At 35.2% G+C, this 17,267-nt stretch carries 19 protein-coding genes, 3 pseudogenes and 1 other annotated feature; of the genes and pseudogenes, 16 read left to right on the forward strand and 6 right to left on the reverse strand.

Features of this window, described 5'->3' with window-relative positions:
* Positions 1-508: 508 nt before the first annotated feature.
* The gene (locus AC1DVK_RS24000; protein ID WP_410862951.1) at positions 509-1,681 is read right to left on the reverse strand and encodes an MFS transporter; all 1,173 of its coding nucleotides are present in this window, start codon (positions 1,679-1,681) and stop codon (positions 509-511) included.
* A 311-nt stretch (positions 1,682-1,992) separates the two neighbouring features.
* Here AC1DVK_RS24000 and AC1DVK_RS24005 point away from each other — a divergent pair, with 311 nt between their 5' ends.
* The 7 genes and pseudogenes from AC1DVK_RS24005 (at position 1,993) to AC1DVK_RS24035 (ending at position 6,441) form a co-directional block, all read left to right on the forward strand.
* A complete protein-coding gene (locus tag AC1DVK_RS24005) occupies positions 1,993-2,490 on the forward strand; it encodes an ester cyclase (protein ID WP_410862899.1) in 498 nt (165 codons plus the stop codon).
* Between the two features lie 44 nt (positions 2,491-2,534).
* On the forward strand, positions 2,535-3,116 hold the full coding sequence (locus tag AC1DVK_RS24010) for a TetR/AcrR family transcriptional regulator (protein ID WP_089364843.1): 582 nt from the start codon (positions 2,535-2,537) through the stop codon (positions 3,114-3,116).
* 637 nt (positions 3,117-3,753) lie between these two features.
* A complete protein-coding gene (locus AC1DVK_RS24015; protein ID WP_081109037.1) occupies positions 3,754-3,948 on the forward strand; it encodes a CDGSH iron-sulfur domain-containing protein in 195 nt (64 codons plus the stop codon).
* 381 nt (positions 3,949-4,329) lie between these two features.
* Complete coding sequence (locus AC1DVK_RS24020) at positions 4,330-4,527, forward strand: IDEAL domain-containing protein (protein ID WP_410862895.1); 198 nt, start codon at positions 4,330-4,332, stop codon at positions 4,525-4,527.
* 356 nt (positions 4,528-4,883) lie between these two features.
* Positions 4,884-5,318 (forward strand): annotated as a pseudogene (locus AC1DVK_RS24025) (recombinase family protein); the annotation flags it as partial.
* Between the two features lie 434 nt (positions 5,319-5,752).
* Positions 5,753-5,938, forward strand: a complete 186-nt coding sequence (locus AC1DVK_RS24030; RefSeq protein ID WP_477627550.1) for a hypothetical protein — start codon at positions 5,753-5,755, stop codon at positions 5,936-5,938.
* Positions 5,935-6,441, forward strand: coding sequence for a hypothetical protein (locus AC1DVK_RS24035; protein WP_477627551.1), 507 nt, complete (start codon positions 5,935-5,937; stop codon positions 6,439-6,441). Before AC1DVK_RS24030 ends, AC1DVK_RS24035 begins: the two co-directional genes overlap by 4 nt.
* A gap of 225 nt (positions 6,442-6,666) precedes the next feature.
* Here AC1DVK_RS24035 and AC1DVK_RS24040 read toward each other — a convergent pair whose 3' ends face one another.
* The gene (locus AC1DVK_RS24040; protein WP_477627552.1) at positions 6,667-7,080 is read right to left on the reverse strand and encodes a hypothetical protein; all 414 of its coding nucleotides are present in this window, start codon (positions 7,078-7,080) and stop codon (positions 6,667-6,669) included.
* 222 nt (positions 7,081-7,302) lie between these two features.
* On the opposite strand from AC1DVK_RS24040, the gene AC1DVK_RS24045 reads away from it, so the two are divergent.
* From AC1DVK_RS24045 to proS, 3 genes are all read left to right on the forward strand, one after another.
* Positions 7,303-7,479, forward strand: coding sequence for a hypothetical protein (locus AC1DVK_RS24045; protein ID WP_167555982.1), 177 nt, complete (start codon positions 7,303-7,305; stop codon positions 7,477-7,479).
* A 475-nt stretch (positions 7,480-7,954) separates the two neighbouring features.
* Positions 7,955-8,494, forward strand: a complete 540-nt coding sequence (locus tag AC1DVK_RS24050) for a hypothetical protein (RefSeq protein ID WP_477627553.1) — start codon at positions 7,955-7,957, stop codon at positions 8,492-8,494.
* 821 nt (positions 8,495-9,315) lie between these two features.
* Positions 9,316-9,533, forward strand: a binding site (T-box leader).
* Positions 9,534-9,596: 63 nt separating this feature from the next.
* On the forward strand, positions 9,597-11,033 hold the full coding sequence (gene proS / locus AC1DVK_RS24055; RefSeq protein WP_377406417.1) for a proline--tRNA ligase: 1,437 nt from the start codon (positions 9,597-9,599) through the stop codon (positions 11,031-11,033).
* Positions 11,034-11,261: 228 nt separating this feature from the next.
* Here proS and AC1DVK_RS24060 read toward each other — a convergent pair whose 3' ends face one another.
* A complete protein-coding gene (locus tag AC1DVK_RS24060) occupies positions 11,262-11,798 on the reverse strand; it encodes a hypothetical protein (RefSeq protein WP_477627554.1) in 537 nt (178 codons plus the stop codon).
* 490 nt (positions 11,799-12,288) lie between these two features.
* Between AC1DVK_RS24060 and AC1DVK_RS24065 the strand changes: the two genes are divergently transcribed.
* Positions 12,289-12,759, forward strand: a complete 471-nt coding sequence (locus AC1DVK_RS24065) for a UPF0158 family protein (RefSeq protein WP_089364935.1) — start codon at positions 12,289-12,291, stop codon at positions 12,757-12,759.
* Between the two features lie 187 nt (positions 12,760-12,946).
* Here the strand turns inward: AC1DVK_RS24065 and AC1DVK_RS24070 are convergent, their stop codons facing one another.
* A complete protein-coding gene (locus AC1DVK_RS24070) occupies positions 12,947-13,273 on the reverse strand; it encodes a hypothetical protein (protein ID WP_477627555.1) in 327 nt (108 codons plus the stop codon).
* Positions 13,274-13,670: 397 nt separating this feature from the next.
* Here AC1DVK_RS24070 and AC1DVK_RS24075 point away from each other — a divergent pair, with 397 nt between their 5' ends.
* The gene (locus AC1DVK_RS24075) at positions 13,671-14,111 is read left to right on the forward strand and encodes an SRPBCC family protein (RefSeq protein WP_089364937.1); all 441 of its coding nucleotides are present in this window, start codon (positions 13,671-13,673) and stop codon (positions 14,109-14,111) included.
* A gap of 246 nt (positions 14,112-14,357) precedes the next feature.
* Here the strand turns inward: AC1DVK_RS24075 and AC1DVK_RS24080 are convergent.
* A pseudogene (locus tag AC1DVK_RS24080) lies at positions 14,358-14,765 on the reverse strand (IS5/IS1182 family transposase); the annotation flags it as partial.
* 323 nt (positions 14,766-15,088) lie between these two features.
* Here AC1DVK_RS24080 and AC1DVK_RS24085 point away from each other — a divergent pair.
* The 4 genes and pseudogenes from AC1DVK_RS24085 to AC1DVK_RS24100 all read left to right on the forward strand — a co-directional run.
* Positions 15,089-15,580, forward strand: coding sequence for a DinB family protein (locus AC1DVK_RS24085; RefSeq protein ID WP_477627558.1), 492 nt, complete (start codon positions 15,089-15,091; stop codon positions 15,578-15,580).
* 150 nt (positions 15,581-15,730) lie between these two features.
* Entirely contained in the window at positions 15,731-16,015 is a 285-nt protein-coding gene (locus AC1DVK_RS24090; RefSeq protein ID WP_477627556.1) for a hypothetical protein, read from the forward strand.
* A gap of 65 nt (positions 16,016-16,080) precedes the next feature.
* Positions 16,081-16,680, forward strand: coding sequence for an NADPH-dependent FMN reductase (locus AC1DVK_RS24095; protein WP_477627557.1), 600 nt, complete (start codon positions 16,081-16,083; stop codon positions 16,678-16,680).
* Positions 16,681-16,805: 125 nt separating this feature from the next.
* Positions 16,806-16,997: pseudogene (locus AC1DVK_RS24100) on the forward strand (MarR family winged helix-turn-helix transcriptional regulator); the annotation flags it as partial.
* A gap of 126 nt (positions 16,998-17,123) precedes the next feature.
* Here AC1DVK_RS24100 and AC1DVK_RS24105 read toward each other — a convergent pair.
* Positions 17,124-17,267, reverse strand: a 144-nt coding sequence (locus AC1DVK_RS24105) for an IS3 family transposase (protein ID WP_477627559.1), incomplete at its 5' end; no start/stop codon positions are given.

The raw sequence follows: 17,267 nt of genomic DNA on the forward strand, positions 1-17,267 counted from the left end.
GGCCACGGGCCACGTGTACGTGTTGGGCAATATCCACACCAACAACTAGATGTTGATCCGTAATTCTCTCAATTAGTTGATTTTGTTTGTTTTGCATTTTAAAATTCATAGTAGGGCTTCCTCCTTAAGATTTTGAGTTAGATTGGTCTCTATACTCGTATCTTACTGAGGGGCTCTATTTTTTTCAAACCTGATATTTAACGATCTACAGGAATGCTAACGGGGTGCTTTACTTCATTATCAGGAGCTGATCAGCAGCTCCTTTTCTTATGCAACTATCGGGGCAGGATAGTTGAAGAGTGCTGTTATTCAACAATTGGGCCATTTAATTGAATACGTGTATATTTGAAATAAAGCTGCACTGCTTTGAAAAAACTCTGTATATAAGCGTGTGTTTGTTGAACAAGAAGTAAAAGGGTGATACAACATGACTAATATGTATCACCCCCTTTTTGTAACTTTGTATGATTTTAGGTCTTGAAAAATTTCAAACCAACATAAAAATCGATTATTTCTCTCTAATCTGCTCCGTTAGACGGTAGGTTATTACCCAATACAAAAGGGCCAAAGCGCTGACAGAGGCACCAAATAGACATACTCCGATCCATCCATAGTTTGCGTATATATTGGTTGAAACAATTGAACCCATGGCACTGCCGATGGAATAAAAAATCATGTAAGCAGCAGTAAGTCGGCTTCTCGCCTCAGGACGCACTGTGAAAATCATACTCTGATTGGTGACATGTACTGCTTGCACAGCCAGGTCAAGAAAGATAACGCCAATGACTAATGCGATCAGTGAGTGTTCGGTGAAGCTGATTAGGAACCATGATGCTAGCAATAAAACTAGGGCTATGCAGGTTGTTCGCTGCCCTAAACCTCGATCAGCCAGACCCCCAGCATGAGCAGCAGCTAATGCTCCGGCAACTCCAGCAAGACCAAACGCTCCAATAGCGGTATGTGAAAGAGAGTATGGTGGAGCACTGAGAGGAAGCACCAGCGAAGTCCACAATGTACTAAACGCGGTAAAAATCAGCAGAGCCAGTACTCCGCGGATGCGTAGGATTCGTTCTTGCATGAACAATGTGAGCACCGAACGAAGCAGCTGCGGATAGGATAGTGACTCTCTTTCGCTTTCATCATGCGGGAGGACTCGGAACAACACGCCAGTCATGATGAGCATCATGGCGGCAGAAACTAGATAGACCGAACGCCAACCGGCGAGATCGGTTAGTACACCAGCGAATGTTCGTGCGAGCAGAATGCCGATCACGACTCCACTTTGCACCAAGCCGACTATACGTCCACGCTCGGCTGGGGGAGCCAAAGTCGATGCGAACGCTACGAGCACCTGAGTCACCACAGCAAGCAGTCCGACCGCAGCTAATCCCGTGAAAAGCACTGTGATGATGGGGGCAATGCCAACCACAATCAGAGACAACACGGATAAAAGCATCTGACCGATGATTAGCCGACGTCGATTCAGTAGATCACCGAGCGGTACCAGCAGTAGCAGTCCTAGCGCGTAACAAAGCTGAGTAATGGTAATGACAATGCCGATGGATGAATGGGCGATACCGAACTCGGTCGCCAGTGAGTCTAGCAACGGTTGTGCATAGTATATGTTGGCGACAGCCATCCCACAGGCTGTTGCAAACAATAGTGCCATATAGCGAGTCATGGTTGATCCGGATACTATTTGTAACTGATCTGTTTTCGTATCATGATCTTCAACTTTAATTGTTGTTTTTTCTTTAACCTTCACCTTTACCATTACTTACATCCCCTTTTTTTGTACTTAACAGTATAATATATCGTTCGGTACAAAATGATTCCTAATAAAGGATAACCAACAAAACGTTTTGATGTCAAGTAAGTTATGCAGTTATTTGAATGCTGTTCTTGAAAGTATCATCACAATTTGACAATAGAACTTTAATTAAATAAAATCATAATATACCGATTGGTAATTAAAAGGAGGATTAATTATCCATGAATCAAATACCGGGGAATAACGAATTAACTGAATTATCTGGGGGCGATTCACCATCTCCAAAATTCCTACAGACAAACGAACAGATTATAAAAAGCTTCTTTGAAGTTGTCAGATCGGGTTGCAATCCCGAACAAGCTAAGTTTTTTATGGCGAAAGAGGTAAGAGCACATCAAGTGAATTCAGAAAGCATGGTGACAATTAAAAGGTCACCTGAGAATTATGCTGAGCATATAAGAGAAATGATAGATTCATGGGGGGAATTTAAAATTGAAATTCAAGAATTAATTTCTCAAAATCAAAAAGTTCATGTCAGATGGAAGCAGACAGGAATGCATATTGGAGAGTATGAGGGTTATCTGCCTACAAATAAAGAGGTTATTGAAATAGGTAGTGCCGTATACCGATTAGAGGAACGAAAAATAGTGGAATACTGGATTCAAGTGGACAGATTCGGAATCATTGAGCAAATAAAAAAGAATCAAGAACAAGATTAATTATCTAGTGAAGAAATTTTGTTTTTTGAAATGAGGGATTTATTATGGTTCGACAACGTGAATTTGATGAGGAAAAAGCGTTGGATGATGCTATGTTGCTTTTTTGGGAGAAGGGGTACAAGGCTACTTCGCTAAGCGATTTGACTGCCAAAATGGGGATACAACGACCAAGCTTATACTCAGCTTTTGGAGACAAAGAGAAATTGTTTGAGGCTGCATTACGCAAATATACAAAGCTACATGCTTCCCATATTCGAACAAAACTTCAAAACAATCTATCTGTAAAGGAAGCATTTCACACATTTTTTGAAGATTTGGTGGAAGAGGAATATAAAGAAAGTCCGAACAAGGGATGTTTTTGCATTAATACAATGGTGGAACTTGCCCCTCACGATGAAAAATTTGAAATCCTTACAAGGGAGCATCAGATGTATCTTTCGATCATATTTCAAGAAACGATTGTCCGAGGTATTCGCTCAGGTGAGCTCGAAAGCAGCCTTAATGCTAAAGTTTTAGCACAGACACTAGTCGTTTCATTAATCGGACTTACCGTGTTAATGAAATCTCGTCCAGAGCGTTCATTTGTAGATAATTCTGTAGCGATGATATTATCATTATTAAAATAAATTCATCAAAATTCCAGTTTTATCAATCATGTCAGTCTCTGTGAATAAATGGGGTTTGTATAATGCCCAATCTATAAAATCGATTGCAGCTGTAATGCTAATTTTTATTAACTAAGTTACGGCAAGTTTTTTAATAAAAGAATAATTCATTAATTATATTAAAAGCGTATTTTGATCAATCTTTTTTCAAAACACGCTTTTTCTTTTTGTTCGTTTATCAAGGTTATTAGTATCAATTTGATCAAACTTTATTTAAAGTACCAATACCATTGAGTTTTCACATTAGTTAACAGTGATACTATATTAGAAAAGTATTCTTCAATTAAAGGGAGCGATTCTTGAAGAAGTTTCGCTTTTCTTATAGAACTAACGGGTGCGATTCTTCATTAAGAAGGATTGCTTTTTCTTATGCAGCTAAAGGATCAGGTTAATAGAATAAGGTTTTTGGAACTTTTTAAAACAATACCCTTTAAAAATAAGGGGGGAGGGCGATAAAATGTGGTGTGTTTTTATTGGTATAACACTTCTTCTTTTGGTAATTTCAGGATGTCAATCAAATAATATTGAGGAAGTAGAACGTATTTATCGTTTAAAGTTATTCCCCCAGGGCAAAAATGTATTAAAAAAGAGGTGATTTATTATAGCTACTATTAAAGTTAATGATAATGGTTCATTACGTGTATCAGGGAATGTAGAGCTAGTCGATGGTGAAGGGAATAAAATTGAAACAAAAGAAGCCTTTTCCCTATGCAGATGTGGACTTTCCGATAATAAACCTTTTTGTGACGGATCCCACAAAAGTAATTTCGAAAGCGTAGTTAGGGCAGAATAAAGCTAGTGGGACAGAAGCTTTAGGGCACCCTTTTGGGAAATCGAACCCAAAAAGCTGCCCGATTCATTTTTCTTTTACGAAAGAGTATGTATTCCTTGAGATTGAACTGCACCCCAATTGTTAGACACAACTAACAATGGAGGTGCAGTTCATGATGGAAATCGGCTTTTTTAATAGGTGACATTTCCTTAGCGTTGTAAATCCGCATTTTCCTGACGCTACCCCTATTCATTCTTGTTACACCTGTTTTTTCACTTATGTTTTTCACTTATTCATTTTCATTGAGGAAACGGATTATTTCATTGGAACTACTTGGCTAATTATTTGAATAGTCTGGAAACTTTCGGTATAATAGAAAAAAGGTCAAGGAGTTGGTTTCCTATGGAGAAGAATTTGGCTAATACACCACCACAACCTGAAATAAACGTCAAGGATTCTGAATTTGCTGAAATGGTGATAAACAAAGCCCTTCTTAATTTCCGAAAAGAGCAAATCCGAAAAGAGATTGACCAGTCATTACAGGATAGAAACAAAGAAGAATTCCTACGATTAACAGAGGAATTGAACAACATTCCTTAAAATGTTGTTTATAAAATGAACTTAACATATTTGTAACTTTAAGAAGTGCGCTAAAACGCCAATCCCATATCTAAGGGATTGGCGTTTATTTAATTTTTATCGATTAAGCACGATTTTATAAATAAGTTATTATTTGTTCCAAAACCCGTCCTTTTCTGAACACACCACTGTTCGATTTGAAAAGGACGTTTTTATTGCCTTTATCGTAACAAAACTCTGTTCATTATTCTACGTTCAATAACCTATCTATTTTTATCTTATGTTACAAAAAATATAAAGGAATAATAAGAAAGAGTGATTTGAGTGTAATTGGATATGCACGTGTGTCGACGGGATGACAAAATTTAGATTTACAGATGGACGCTCATACGCAATATGGCTGTTCCAAAATTTTTCACGATAAAATGAGTGGGGCAAAAAGACAGCGTCCTGGTTAGAGGAAACACTTCAGTACACGTGAAGGCGATACGATTGTTGTTTGGCGATTAGATCGATTAGGACGCAATATGCAAGATTTAATTCAAATTGAACGTGGTGTGGGCTTTCACAGTCTACAAGAAAATTTAACAATGGACAAAAGTAATGCCACAGGCCAATTGATGTTTCATTTGTTTGCGGCATTTGCGGAATTTGAACGTAATTTAATTGAGGAACGTTCGGCTGCCGGACGAGCTGCAGGTAGAGCACGTGGTCGACTTGGAGGACGTCCTGGAAAATTTGGACCGAAAGATATTGAAATGATGAAATCACTAATTGAAAATGGTACACCGATTAAAGACGTCGCAGAAAAATGAGGTGTATCTCGAACAACGATTTATCGGTATTTAGAAAAGCAGGAATAATGAAGAAACCCAGCTAATCTTCTCTTATGAAGGTAGCTGGGTTTTAAAGTTGCAAAATAAGTGCAAATTATCGCCTAAAGTGACATCCTTTCAATCTACTTATCTAATTCATTTATTATACAACTTAAATTTTACACACAAAATCCACTTAAAATAGCATTTTTAATAATCTACTATGAGTGTACTCAAAATTTACATTTTGAATGTGTGTTATTGTAACATTGTGTTAATAACTGTACTCTCCTTTATTTATTAAGGTTCCAGATAACTTTGAAAAACTAATAAACATTAAAGGCCCGTCAATAGACCTGTTTTTTGTACAAAAGAAGGATGGTCACCAAGTTTCGACGAATATATCAATATACTTTGTGGAGGTGTTGGATATGGGGATTTGTTGTGGAGAGTGTCAAGTTGAATTAAAGAGTGATGATTATGTCACATTGGATGAATTTAGCACGCTGAGGCACACATATTGCGGTTATGATCTTATTGCCGAGCTGATCAAAGACATTGGTACTTATCGAAATATCAAAACGAAGTATTGGTTTTCCCGTGAGCTTACTAAATGAAAATCGGTGAAATCTTGGAGTTAATTAAAACTGATAAACCAGCGAATATTGCCAAAAGGGCTGATGTTCATCTTTCAGAAAAATTACTAAGAAAAGCATTGAATAAAGCTGGTTATGAGTATAGAAATTCAGGCGAAAAAGGCTGGTATTTCGTTGGTGAAGGTGACGAGGAAACGGTACAAGAGCAGCTTATTTATGACTTTATAACAGCAGGAAAAGCAAAGGCGAACGTTTCAACTAATGTAAATAAAGAACCCATTAACAATACCAACCAACGTTCTAACGTTGGCATAAAACGTGGTAAAGAACAGGTTAAACAAGCAAACGAACAATCAGCACCAACCATGGAACGAACCAACGTTATAAGAAAACGTTCTTCATTCGATATGGATGTTGAACTTATGAAGGAACTAAAAATACAAGCAATCATTCATGATAGGACGGTTTATGAACTAGTTGAAAGTGCCGTAAGGCACTATTTAGCTGAATTAAAGGGAGAATGACGGAAAGGAGTGCTTCTATAGCATTTTGGAGTCCTATCAGCAAACACAAAAAGCCCCCCAACAAATGGGGCTTTTTGTGTTTTTTTTTTAAAAGCTCTGTTAAATAATGTTGTTGAGTTTCTTGATGAACTAACGGGGCAGGATAGTTCATTAAGGAAAATGGCTTAAAGAGTGTTATTGGAAAATAAAAAACAACTCCATAAATCCAAGAGTTGTCATCATTTTTTAATTTGAACTTATTGAAATGGGTCTTTTAGTTTCTGCATCAAAAATAGCTGTTGTCACATTTTTACCATCCTGAGAGACTGTTACAAATACATAAACTTGTCTTTTAGGGTGATAACCTTCTCCACCATGTCTTGATTTACCACCGTACATATCAGCTTTTGATAGTACCGTATTAATGTCTTTAAAATAACCCTTTTCTCGAATGTTCAATTTTGCATTCTCAAATTCAACATATTGATTTTTATCAAGAGAATCATACATTGAATCCACATCTTTGAATTTCATTGTTGAATTATCCGGATACTTACTCCAAGGTTCTTCTCCAGTATTAGATTGAGCGAATCCTTGTACATTTAAAGGAAATAATGTAACTAATACTGCTATAAGAGTAATGGAAGTTATCTTCTTCAATAATTACATCTCCTTTATGATTATTTTTCCAATAAAATGGTCTTTTATGTGTCCAAGAAAAATATTTTATCTTGTTAAGCTAACTGGTGCTTAGTTCAATAACAGGGTTGCTTCGGCAGCTTTTTCTTTATGCAACTATCGGGGAAGGTTAGCTAAAGTACAATTGTATTAATTTTCGTAAATTGGGAAAATATATAGTTAAGAACAAGAAGGAGGTAGCAAATGGAAGTAAATATGAGTGTTGAAGAAGTCGTGAATCAAATTTCTGAATTAGTAGAAAAAGAAGGGAAGCCACCTCGGAAGAAAGAGGTAAAGAAGTCAGATCCGGAGTTAATGAAAAATGCATTGTATTATTTTCCTAGTTGGGATTATGCAGTAGAACATAGCGTTGGATCTTAAACATAAACGAATACATAAACATTTATTTTCCCAATTTCCTGCCCATTTGAATAGCAACTTGGTATCAAGACACGCTAAATCTCTTTGGATACGCAAACCATGTTTGGGATAATACTATAATTCGAAACACCTAAATGGTTTTACTGCAATTGCCCTCTGTTACCAGCCTTAAAAAGTTGGGCAGGGGTTATTTTGCGTTAGAACTGCCCCTTACCCCAAGTGAATAGTGATTTGAAGGGGAGTAGATTGCTTTTTACAGTCGATAAACACTGTTCATAATAGTACACTTTACGAACTTTTTTTGATTGTTACTTCTTTAAAAGACTCTGTTAAACAATGCTTTTGATTTTTCTTCTTCAACTAAAGGGGCAGGATAGTTCAACAAGGTGGAAATATTTTTCTATATTAAATAGAATTTTTTGGCTTATGCTCAAAGTAAAAAAGAAAAATTAAAAATTTGAAAGGATTTAATGTAATGGACGATATCGATAACAAACAATCTATCAAACGAGAAAAGTCGTCTTTAAGTCTTAGTAAACTATTTAAACGTATTTGGTATGTTTCCCTTGCTGTAGGAGCTGCGGTAATCATGTTACAAGGCAAATTTGCGTTTAGGGAAATGTTTTGGATTATCTCTATAAGTACACTATTCCTTGCTTTTTCTTGTGCTGTCATGCTCTTTAAAAAAGACTTTGAATTAGTAGAGCGTATACTTTACGCAATCGCTACAATAGTTTTGATGTTTGTTAATCCTCATTGGTTAGACATTCCTGCTTATTTAACAAATGATTATAGAGTTATTCAAGGGGTTCCGACTGAATTTGATCATAGAAGTCCATATAAGTCGGGCAGTTATCTGCATGTTAAAGTTCATAATGTAGATCTTAAATTGCCAACAAGTATTTCAAATTCAGATTCTGATAGATGGTTTGTCATTCATTACCTTCCAAATTCCAAATTCATCATGGATTACAAAATCCTAACCAAACAAGAAACGAAACTGAAAAAAGAATAATTCCCTTTGAAAAATGATTGGAAATAAGATGATGATATTAAAATCTTGATGAGACTAACGGGTGCGTTAGCTGAAGATTAGAGCTGTCTCGAAGGCAACTTTTTCTTTATAAATTCGCAGGGAAGGATATTAATTATGAAAAAGAATAGGACAAGTACGCCTAAAGTGTTCGAAGAAGAACCGACCAAGGGAGAAAAAACTCGTTGGTCTATTTATAACTTGCTTTCCAGTTGTTTAGGAGTTGGTTGTGCAATCCCGTTACTTTTCTCATTAACAGTAATAGGACTTGTCTTTTGGCTACTATAAAGGGATGGTGAAGATAAGATTGTGAAATATTGTTCTTAAACTAACGGGTGCGTTAGTTCTATTCTCTAAAAATTATTTAACTATTTAATAAAAACTGTTTACTAAATCACGAGTTTTGTAACAAATAGCGTTTATGAAATTATCAACATATTGTTTTTTGATAAAGTTGTTTTAGCAGCATAAATGTCTGTTTATGGAACCTTATTTATGAACTAAATAACAGATAGCTAAAGAATGCTTTTTTAATTTTGTTCAGCAATCGGACCATATTATGGAGCAACGCCTTTAAAGAAAATTGGATTTCTAGGTTAAAGTTTAGAAGAGAATGTTAAATTTTATACTTAAAGTAACTGGCAGGTTAATTCAATAAGCAAAAATTAAAACATTTCTTTTTATGATAATAAGAAGGAGTAAATATTTAAATTTATCTGCTTAGTTATTTTTGTAGTAGCTTTTGTTTGTGTTACAGTAATAATTGAATTACTTTTAGCAAATTGATATATTAATTTATAAATATGTAATCAATGATGTGCTCAAGTAAATAAGGATTGTGAAACAGAAAATATAGCCTTGGCTGAAAGCTATATCACCCCTTCTTATTGAACCCTACCACGGAGATGTTAGATAAAAATTAACCGAGTCGTTTCGTTACAAACGTTTAGAGGACTTAATATTTATTATTAATGTCGAACTAAGGTGGTACCACGTCTACTAGCGTAAAGACGTCCTTTTTTAAGGACTCTTTATGCTTTTTTTATTTTGTAAAGTTATTTCATTTTCTCAGGAGGTAAAGACGATGTCACAAATAACAAACGATTTTTCAAAATGGTATATTGATACGATTCAAAAAGCTGATTTAATGGATTACACCCCAGTTCGTGGTTGTATTGCATTTAAGCCAGATGGCTATGAATTATGGGAACATATTCAAGAAGAGATGGATAAACGGTTTAAAGAAACCGGTCATCGCAATGCATACTTCCCAATGTTAATTCCAGAATCCTTCTTCGAAAAGGAAAAGGATCATATTGAAGGATTCTCACCAGAGCTTCCTTGGGTAACAGAAGCTGCAGGAGAGAAATTAGAAGAACGTTTAGCACTGCGTCCAACTTCAGAAACAATGATTGGACATTTGTATTCAAAATGGATTAAAAGTTATCGAGATCTTCCAGTTTTAATTAATCAATGGGCAAATGTATTCCGTTGGGAAAAGAAAACTCTTCCATTCATCCGTACCTCTGAATTTTTATGGCAAGAAGGACATACTGCTCATGTGGATCAAGAAGATGCGCGTAAGGAAACAATGCAAATGTTAACTATTTATAAAGAAGTCGTAGAAGGATTACTTGCGATTCCAGTTTATGAAGGGCAAAAGACACCATTAGAACGCTTTGCCGGTGCGATTGATACATTCTCCATTGAAGCAATGATGAAAGATGGAAAAGCCGTACAAGCAGGTACCTCACACTACTTAGGTACAAAATTTGCGGAAGCATTTGATATAAAATATTTAAATAAAGAAAATAAACACGCTTATGTTCATACAACATCTTGGGGTACGTCCACACGTTTAATTGGTTCGGTCATCATGGTTCATGGCGATGAACAAGGTCTTGTTTTACCACCAAAAATAGCACCGACTCAAGTCGTTTTGATTCCAGTTGGTCCATGGAAAAAGAACCATGCAATTATGGAGAAATTAGATGAAATCTTTGCAGCTTTAAAAGCGGAAGGAATTCGCGTTCGTCTTGATGATTCTGATCAATCTCCAGGCTATAAATTTAATGAATGGGAGTTAAAAGGTGTACCTGTACGTATTGAACTTGGTCCACGTGATTTAGTAAATAATCAAGGTTTAATGAAAGCACGTGATGTAGAGGAGAAAGTTTCCGTACCTTTAGAATCAATTGTTGAAAGCATTAAAAAAGAACTTGAAACAATGCAAACTCGTCTATTTGAAAAAGCAAAAGCTTTCCGTGCGAAGAATTCACACACACATATCGATACAATCGAACAGTTAAAACAACATCTAGCAGAATCCGAACAAAATGGAACAATTCCTGGTTGGATATTAGCTGGTTGGTGCGGAGAGGATGCTTGTGAAGAAAATGTAAAAGAAAAAACAAAATTCACAACACGAAACATTCCATTTAACCCACCGACAACAAAGCACACATGCCTTCATTGTGGTAAAGAAGCAAAACATACGGTTTGGTTTGCTCGTGCTTACTAGTCTACGATTGTTAAATATTATACTTAAACTATCGGGGGCCTTCCTGAAAGAGGAATTAATTGATTTTAAGACTAAGATCATATTTTAGGTATTCCATTAAAGGGAGCTTTTCCGAAGTAACGGTAAAAGTCCAATTTCTCAATTTTAGTGCTGAGAAATTGGGCTTTTTATATTTACTTATAGTGCAAAATAACTCCTAAGTGACAGGTGGCCTTTTTGCTTAATGAACTATCGGGGCAGGTTAGTTGAAAAAGAAGGCGAATTTTTTTTAGTGATTTCATCAAGAGCAAAAAAGATTATCGAGCAAATAATCGCAGGTATAGAGAAACCTGGTTCAATAAAGTATGTACCCAACCCAAATCCAATATGAATTAATCCAGATAACCAGAATCGAATATTGAAAAACTTCATAGAGATAAATTCAGCGATTAGAGATACAGGTAAGCCATAAACGAAATTTCCAATTAAACTATAAAAAAGCAGAATAATAGTAAAATCAAATAACTCTCCATTTAAATTAAATGATTGTTCCTCAATCATTGAGATTAGAAAAAAACCAATGGTAAAGGACAATGATGAATAGAAAGCCACTTTAATTTTTCTGAATTTATCTTTAAACAGAATCTTTCTAATAATAGGAAATAGAAACCCAATCGTTATAATAACAAGTAAAGTTTTAATTATTATGGGTGTTGTTGAAACAAGTAGTATTATTAAAAAGACAAGCACGGAGAAAACAAGAATATAAGAATTTCCTTTTTTCATTAGATACCTCAAACCTTTTTAGCTTTATTGTACAATAAGTCAAAGTTAGAAGGAATTAGGTGTTTCAAGACAATAATTATTTCACAGTGTAGATCCTTAATGAAATAATAATGGGTGCTTAACTTCTATATGGGGCTGAAAACAGCTCCATTTTCTTATGCAACTATCGGGCAGGATAGTTGAAGAGTGCTGTTTGATCTTTATTCAACAATTGGGCCATATTTTAGCTATTCCTCCTTCACAATAACGTGTAGTTTTTCTAGTATGTCCGCCAACAACTGGATGTTGATTCGTAATTCTCTCAATTAGTTGATTTTGTTTGTTTTACATTTTAAAATTCATAGTAGGGCTTCCTCATTAAGGCTTTGAGTTAGATTGGTCTCTATACTCGTATCTTACTGAGGGGCTCTATTTTTTTAAAACCTGATATTTAACGAGCTACAGGAATGCTAACAGGTGCATTAGTAAAAAATTGAAGGGTGATCACTAATTGAAAAATCCAGTAAAGATTCAGGCCATTATTGAAGAATTGGAAATGCAGTTTGATGAGTCTCGGACATTTTTAAATGTAAAAACTGGTGAAATCATTTCAGTAACTTTGGATGACTTGAGAGCAGCTGAAGATGAAGAAGAATTCGGGCATTTACCTGAGTGGGAACAAGAAGATAGAAAAGTTGCTAATGATGTATTTGAAAACTTTGAGAATTACAAGGAACTCCCAACAAAATATGAAGTAAATGAATATGAGATCATAGAAGACTTTTGTTTTACTGTTAGTGATGAAAGAAAACAAGATAAATTATTAAGTTCAATTAAGGGTAAGGGTGCTTTTAGAAGATTTAAGGACAAAATCATTGACTTTGAAATGGAGGACCAATGGTATTCTTATCGTGACGAACGATATAAACAAATTGCGATTAAATGGTGTCTAGACAATAACATAGACTTTATTGATAAATAGACTTTAAAAATGAATGGCACGAGACCTATGGCTGAATAAGGTGATTCCTCTTTGTTCAACAACGGGTGCTTTACTATATATTACAAGGAGCTGATGAGAAGCTCCTTTTCTTAAGCAAAAACGGGAGAAGTTAGTGAAAGAAGAAATGAAGGACTTGAGTCAATGAATTAAAGGAAGATGCCCTCTATTAAAGACGGTCATCTTCCCATGCTCTATCATAATCTCTTATATTGTGTTTTTCTTTTGGGGTTTCTTCTTGTTGACTTTGTTGATCTGTTTTCTGCATTTGTTGTTGAGCTTGAGAACTAAATGATTCCATCTGTTTTTTTGATGAGTTTGAAGCTTGATTTGCTTGGGCACCTTGTGGAGAATCTCGAAATTGAGACACGGTTTGAATTAATTGAGAAACTTCTTGATGAATATTTGCAAGTTCTTGTCCTAATTCAGTATCAGTAAAGTTTGTATCAGGTAGTTGAGTGTCTATTTGTTTTTGCTGTTGATTGTTCTTGGTCATGTTAGAAAACCTCCTTAAAGTAGATAAATCATACCCTTTTATAATGTTCTATAGCTTCTAATAAAAAGCTGGTAATTTTTATGTAAAAATCTAATGTATGTTTATAATGGGTGCTTACCCCAACTGAGGCAGCCCTTTTCTTGTGGTACTAACGGGGCAGGAAAGTTTCATAAGGAATACTGTTAAGTGACATTAAAGTCGTTTAAAAACGTCAGTCCTGTTATTCCATTAAAGGGCCGGATTGTAGAGGGTTGGAAAAATTTGGTCATACAAATAATTGGGGGATTGGAAGAAGGAAAGCTATGTAATTAGTGATGTAAGTTTATGCTTTTTATGTAATAATTATATTGTAGAAATGTAAAGTTACAATTCATACATAGTGAAGGTGGGGATCATAATGGCAACGGGAACGCATACTGTAGTAGTTCCAGTAGATGTACAAGCAGTTTGGGATTATGTCAGTGATCTCGAAAAATGGGCAACGACAGTACCAGCCTATAAAGAACATGAAATCATAAATGACAAGCAATCTATTTGGACATTTGAAGGTAGTGTGAAAGGTATTAAAAAAACAATACAAGCGCAGGTAGATATTACCGAATGGAATGAACCTTCAAATATTAAGTTTGAACTAAAAGGTTTATCAGATAATTTTACAGGAAGCGGTCACTTTACTGCAGAAGATGTTAATGGTGAAACAATAATGACTTGTACGGTGGAAATCCATGCAGGCGGATTATCTGGTGCGGTGTTAACACCAATTATTAAATGGGCTGTTCCAAAAGTAGCATCTCGTTTAACAGAATCTATCGCACGTAAAATTGCAGTATTCTCTTAGTTTTTTTCAAAGAATGAAAACCAATTCATTTTGGAGATACCTTCTCTGAAGTATAGATGGTAATATTCTGAAGTGACAAATATAATGATATCGAGCTCTACTAGAAATTTTATTAATTAGCGGAAAGGGGCCTGTCCAAAAAGGATGGCTGCTGAAAAACTCACGCTTTTTTATCTAGTACGGTAAATCAAACTAAAAAAAGACGATTCTCATTCGATACTTGAATGGAAATCGTCTTTTTTTGCTTCTGTGTTTCAATTCACTGTTTTTCGCTGCTATTTTATAACGTTCTTTTGATTTTCCTTTAAAATACTCACTTTCCTGGAATGTAGCTTGTTCTGTATGTTCATTGGATTTAATACTGACAGAATAGGTCTTGCTTTTCGTTCCTTCTTTATAATAGTCCTCTTTTAAGGGACAAATCTTACACTTTTCTATATCGAAGTAATAGGTATCTGTTTGATTCGTCGCTACATCCTTTTTGCCCTGGCGAGCTTTCCTGATAGCCAAATGCCCAGCCCTACAAACGTACATTCTTGCATCCTTATTAAATTGAAATTCCTCTTCCTTCTTCCGGAATCCCTGTGTAACAGAAGGATTCAATTTTGCGACTAGTTTACTGTTATTTTCTTCACTGTATTCAATATTTCCCTTCAAACAAGGATTTGCGAGACCAATTAAAGGCAGCGTATGCAGAAGTCTACAAGAAGATATAAGCTGTGGCACCTTCCCTTTTTTGTTCAATTAAAGGGCCAGATTGTGGAATAAGAGTTTAGGCCATGTTTTAACATTTGAGTACAATTAGTCACCTATGCGTCTAATTTTATATAGGCTAAAATAGAAACGCTTTTCTTATGAAAAATAATAAAGGGAATTAACTTTAATCTAGAGAAATAAATAGTACTAGGTATTCACTTTCTGACTATTTTTACATTATTTTGGATTTAAAGAAAAAATTTAATAGGAGTGTGGAAAGCATGTTTCATGCAAAAGACGTATTATCCAATCAATTATTAGCTAATGCTAATGATCCTAGCTGGTACCTTCCATTTTCTGACTCTGTTGAAAACTTGTCAGAGGAAGAAGCGTTTTGGAAGCCTAATGAAAATTGTAATAGTATTGTTGAAATTGTGCAGCACCTGCTTTATTGGAATGAAACATGGCAAACCAGGTACAAAAAATCTCATGTCAATGCTGTGCCTTCCATAGGTGATAATAATAAAAGCTTTATCATTCCAGAAAATAAAAATTTTAATGACTTAAAAGAACGACTTTTAGAGGTGCTATTACAATGGCAAAATTTATTAACGGAAGAAAAAGTGGAAAGTGAAGTGAATGGCTTTCCTGCACCTGCGAAGTGGTGGGAAGTACTTGGAAATGTATCAACTCATAACGCATATCACATTGGTCAAATCATTTATATTCGAAAACTGCAAAAGAGCTGGAAAGTGGATGTTGTCGAAGTATAGTCAAATCAATATTCATTATTAAGTTAAAGGGCGCGATTCATTAAAATAAGGATGAGCGCTCTTTTTGCATTTGGGCCAGATAGTTGAAGAAGGTATTTAAGTTAATGATAAAGAAATAAAAAAAATTATGTTCTTGGGAGAGAATGCAAAATGATTAAGTCAGTCATATTTGATTTAGATGGAACTTTGTTAAATCGAGATGCTTCAGTACAGAAGTTTATAGACAACCAGTACGACCGATTAAATGAATGGATAGGTCATATACCAAGAGGAAAATATACTTCAAGGTTTCCAGATGCCACTAGAGCCAATTGGAAAAAGGTAGCGAAAATCAAAGGCTGTATTTTGAAAAACATTTGCCGTACCCATAGACCTCCTGAAAGCAAAGCATCCCTTTGTTCAACTATTGGGGCAGTTAGTGTAAGAAGGAACTAACAATTTTGTATAGTGCTTCATTGCTTTGTTTATTCTAATAAAGAAAAAAATGGTGGTGGAATAGAATGGGCTTTTTAGACAAATTATTTAGAACATCCACTAAGGAGGAAGAACCAATGACAAATGAAAAACTAAAAATAGGGATTATTTTAGGTAGTACACGCCAAGGTCGAGTTAGCCCTCAAGTTGGAGAATGGGTATACGGTATTGCAAATAAACGAGGAGATGCAGAGTATGAAATTGTAGATATTGTGGACTTCAATTTGCCGTTTGTGTTTACAACTGCTGGAGATGAACCCGGTTTAAAATCTTGGTCGGAAAAGCTAACTAATTTAGATGGTTTTGTATTCATTGCTGCAGAATATAATCACAGCATAACAGGTGCATTAAAAAACGCATTGGATTCAGCTCGTGATGAATGGAATAATAAAGCAGCTGGAATTGTTAGCTATGGTTCAACAGGTGGTGCTCGTGCTGCTGAACATTTACGTGGAATCTGTGGAGAATTACAAATAGCAGATGTTAGGGTTCACCCAACTTTATCTCTATTTACAGATTTCGAAAACGGAACTGATTTCAAACCTGCTGATTTACACCTTAATAATGTTAATGCAATGCTTGACCAAGTTATTGCGTGGAGTGGTGCATTAAAAACTTTGCGATAAATCAATAGAAAATAAAGTAAAATGTAAGAGGGATGAAAGTTATCCCTCTTTTTGTTTGATTGCAATCCTTTTCATATTAGACTAACTCAGGGTTACATTAACATACATTCGATTTCGAGTTAAAAAAGATTATTGTTTTGACCGAACGAGATTGGCTAGTAGTGAAGGCAAAAGAGTAGATACTAACTGAAATTGAGCAACGTTGGATTGAAAAAATAGGTGCTGAACGCCTGCAAATGCTCAAAGAAGAATTAAAAAAATTAGTTTATGAAGAAAATGAAGATAAACAATCATCGAGGTTAAGACCTATCTGGTAATTATAGAGTTTATAAAGGGAACTTTTTATCGTTGTACGGTAGGGTTAGTTCACTAAAAGAAAAAAGGAGAGTACATATTATACATTGCACATAACCCTGTCAAGTAGACAATAAAAAAAGAGTATTTCAAGCTGCGGCCTTTTCTCGATATTCAATCGGGGAAAGGCCGTTAAATTTTTCCTGGAAGCGATCCGTATTGTAGAAGTCTATATACTCCTGAATAGCTACATAAGCTTCCTCTGCTGTTTTTGGACATACCAAATATAACTT

The organism is Peribacillus sp. P4_B1 (assembly GCF_056402395.1).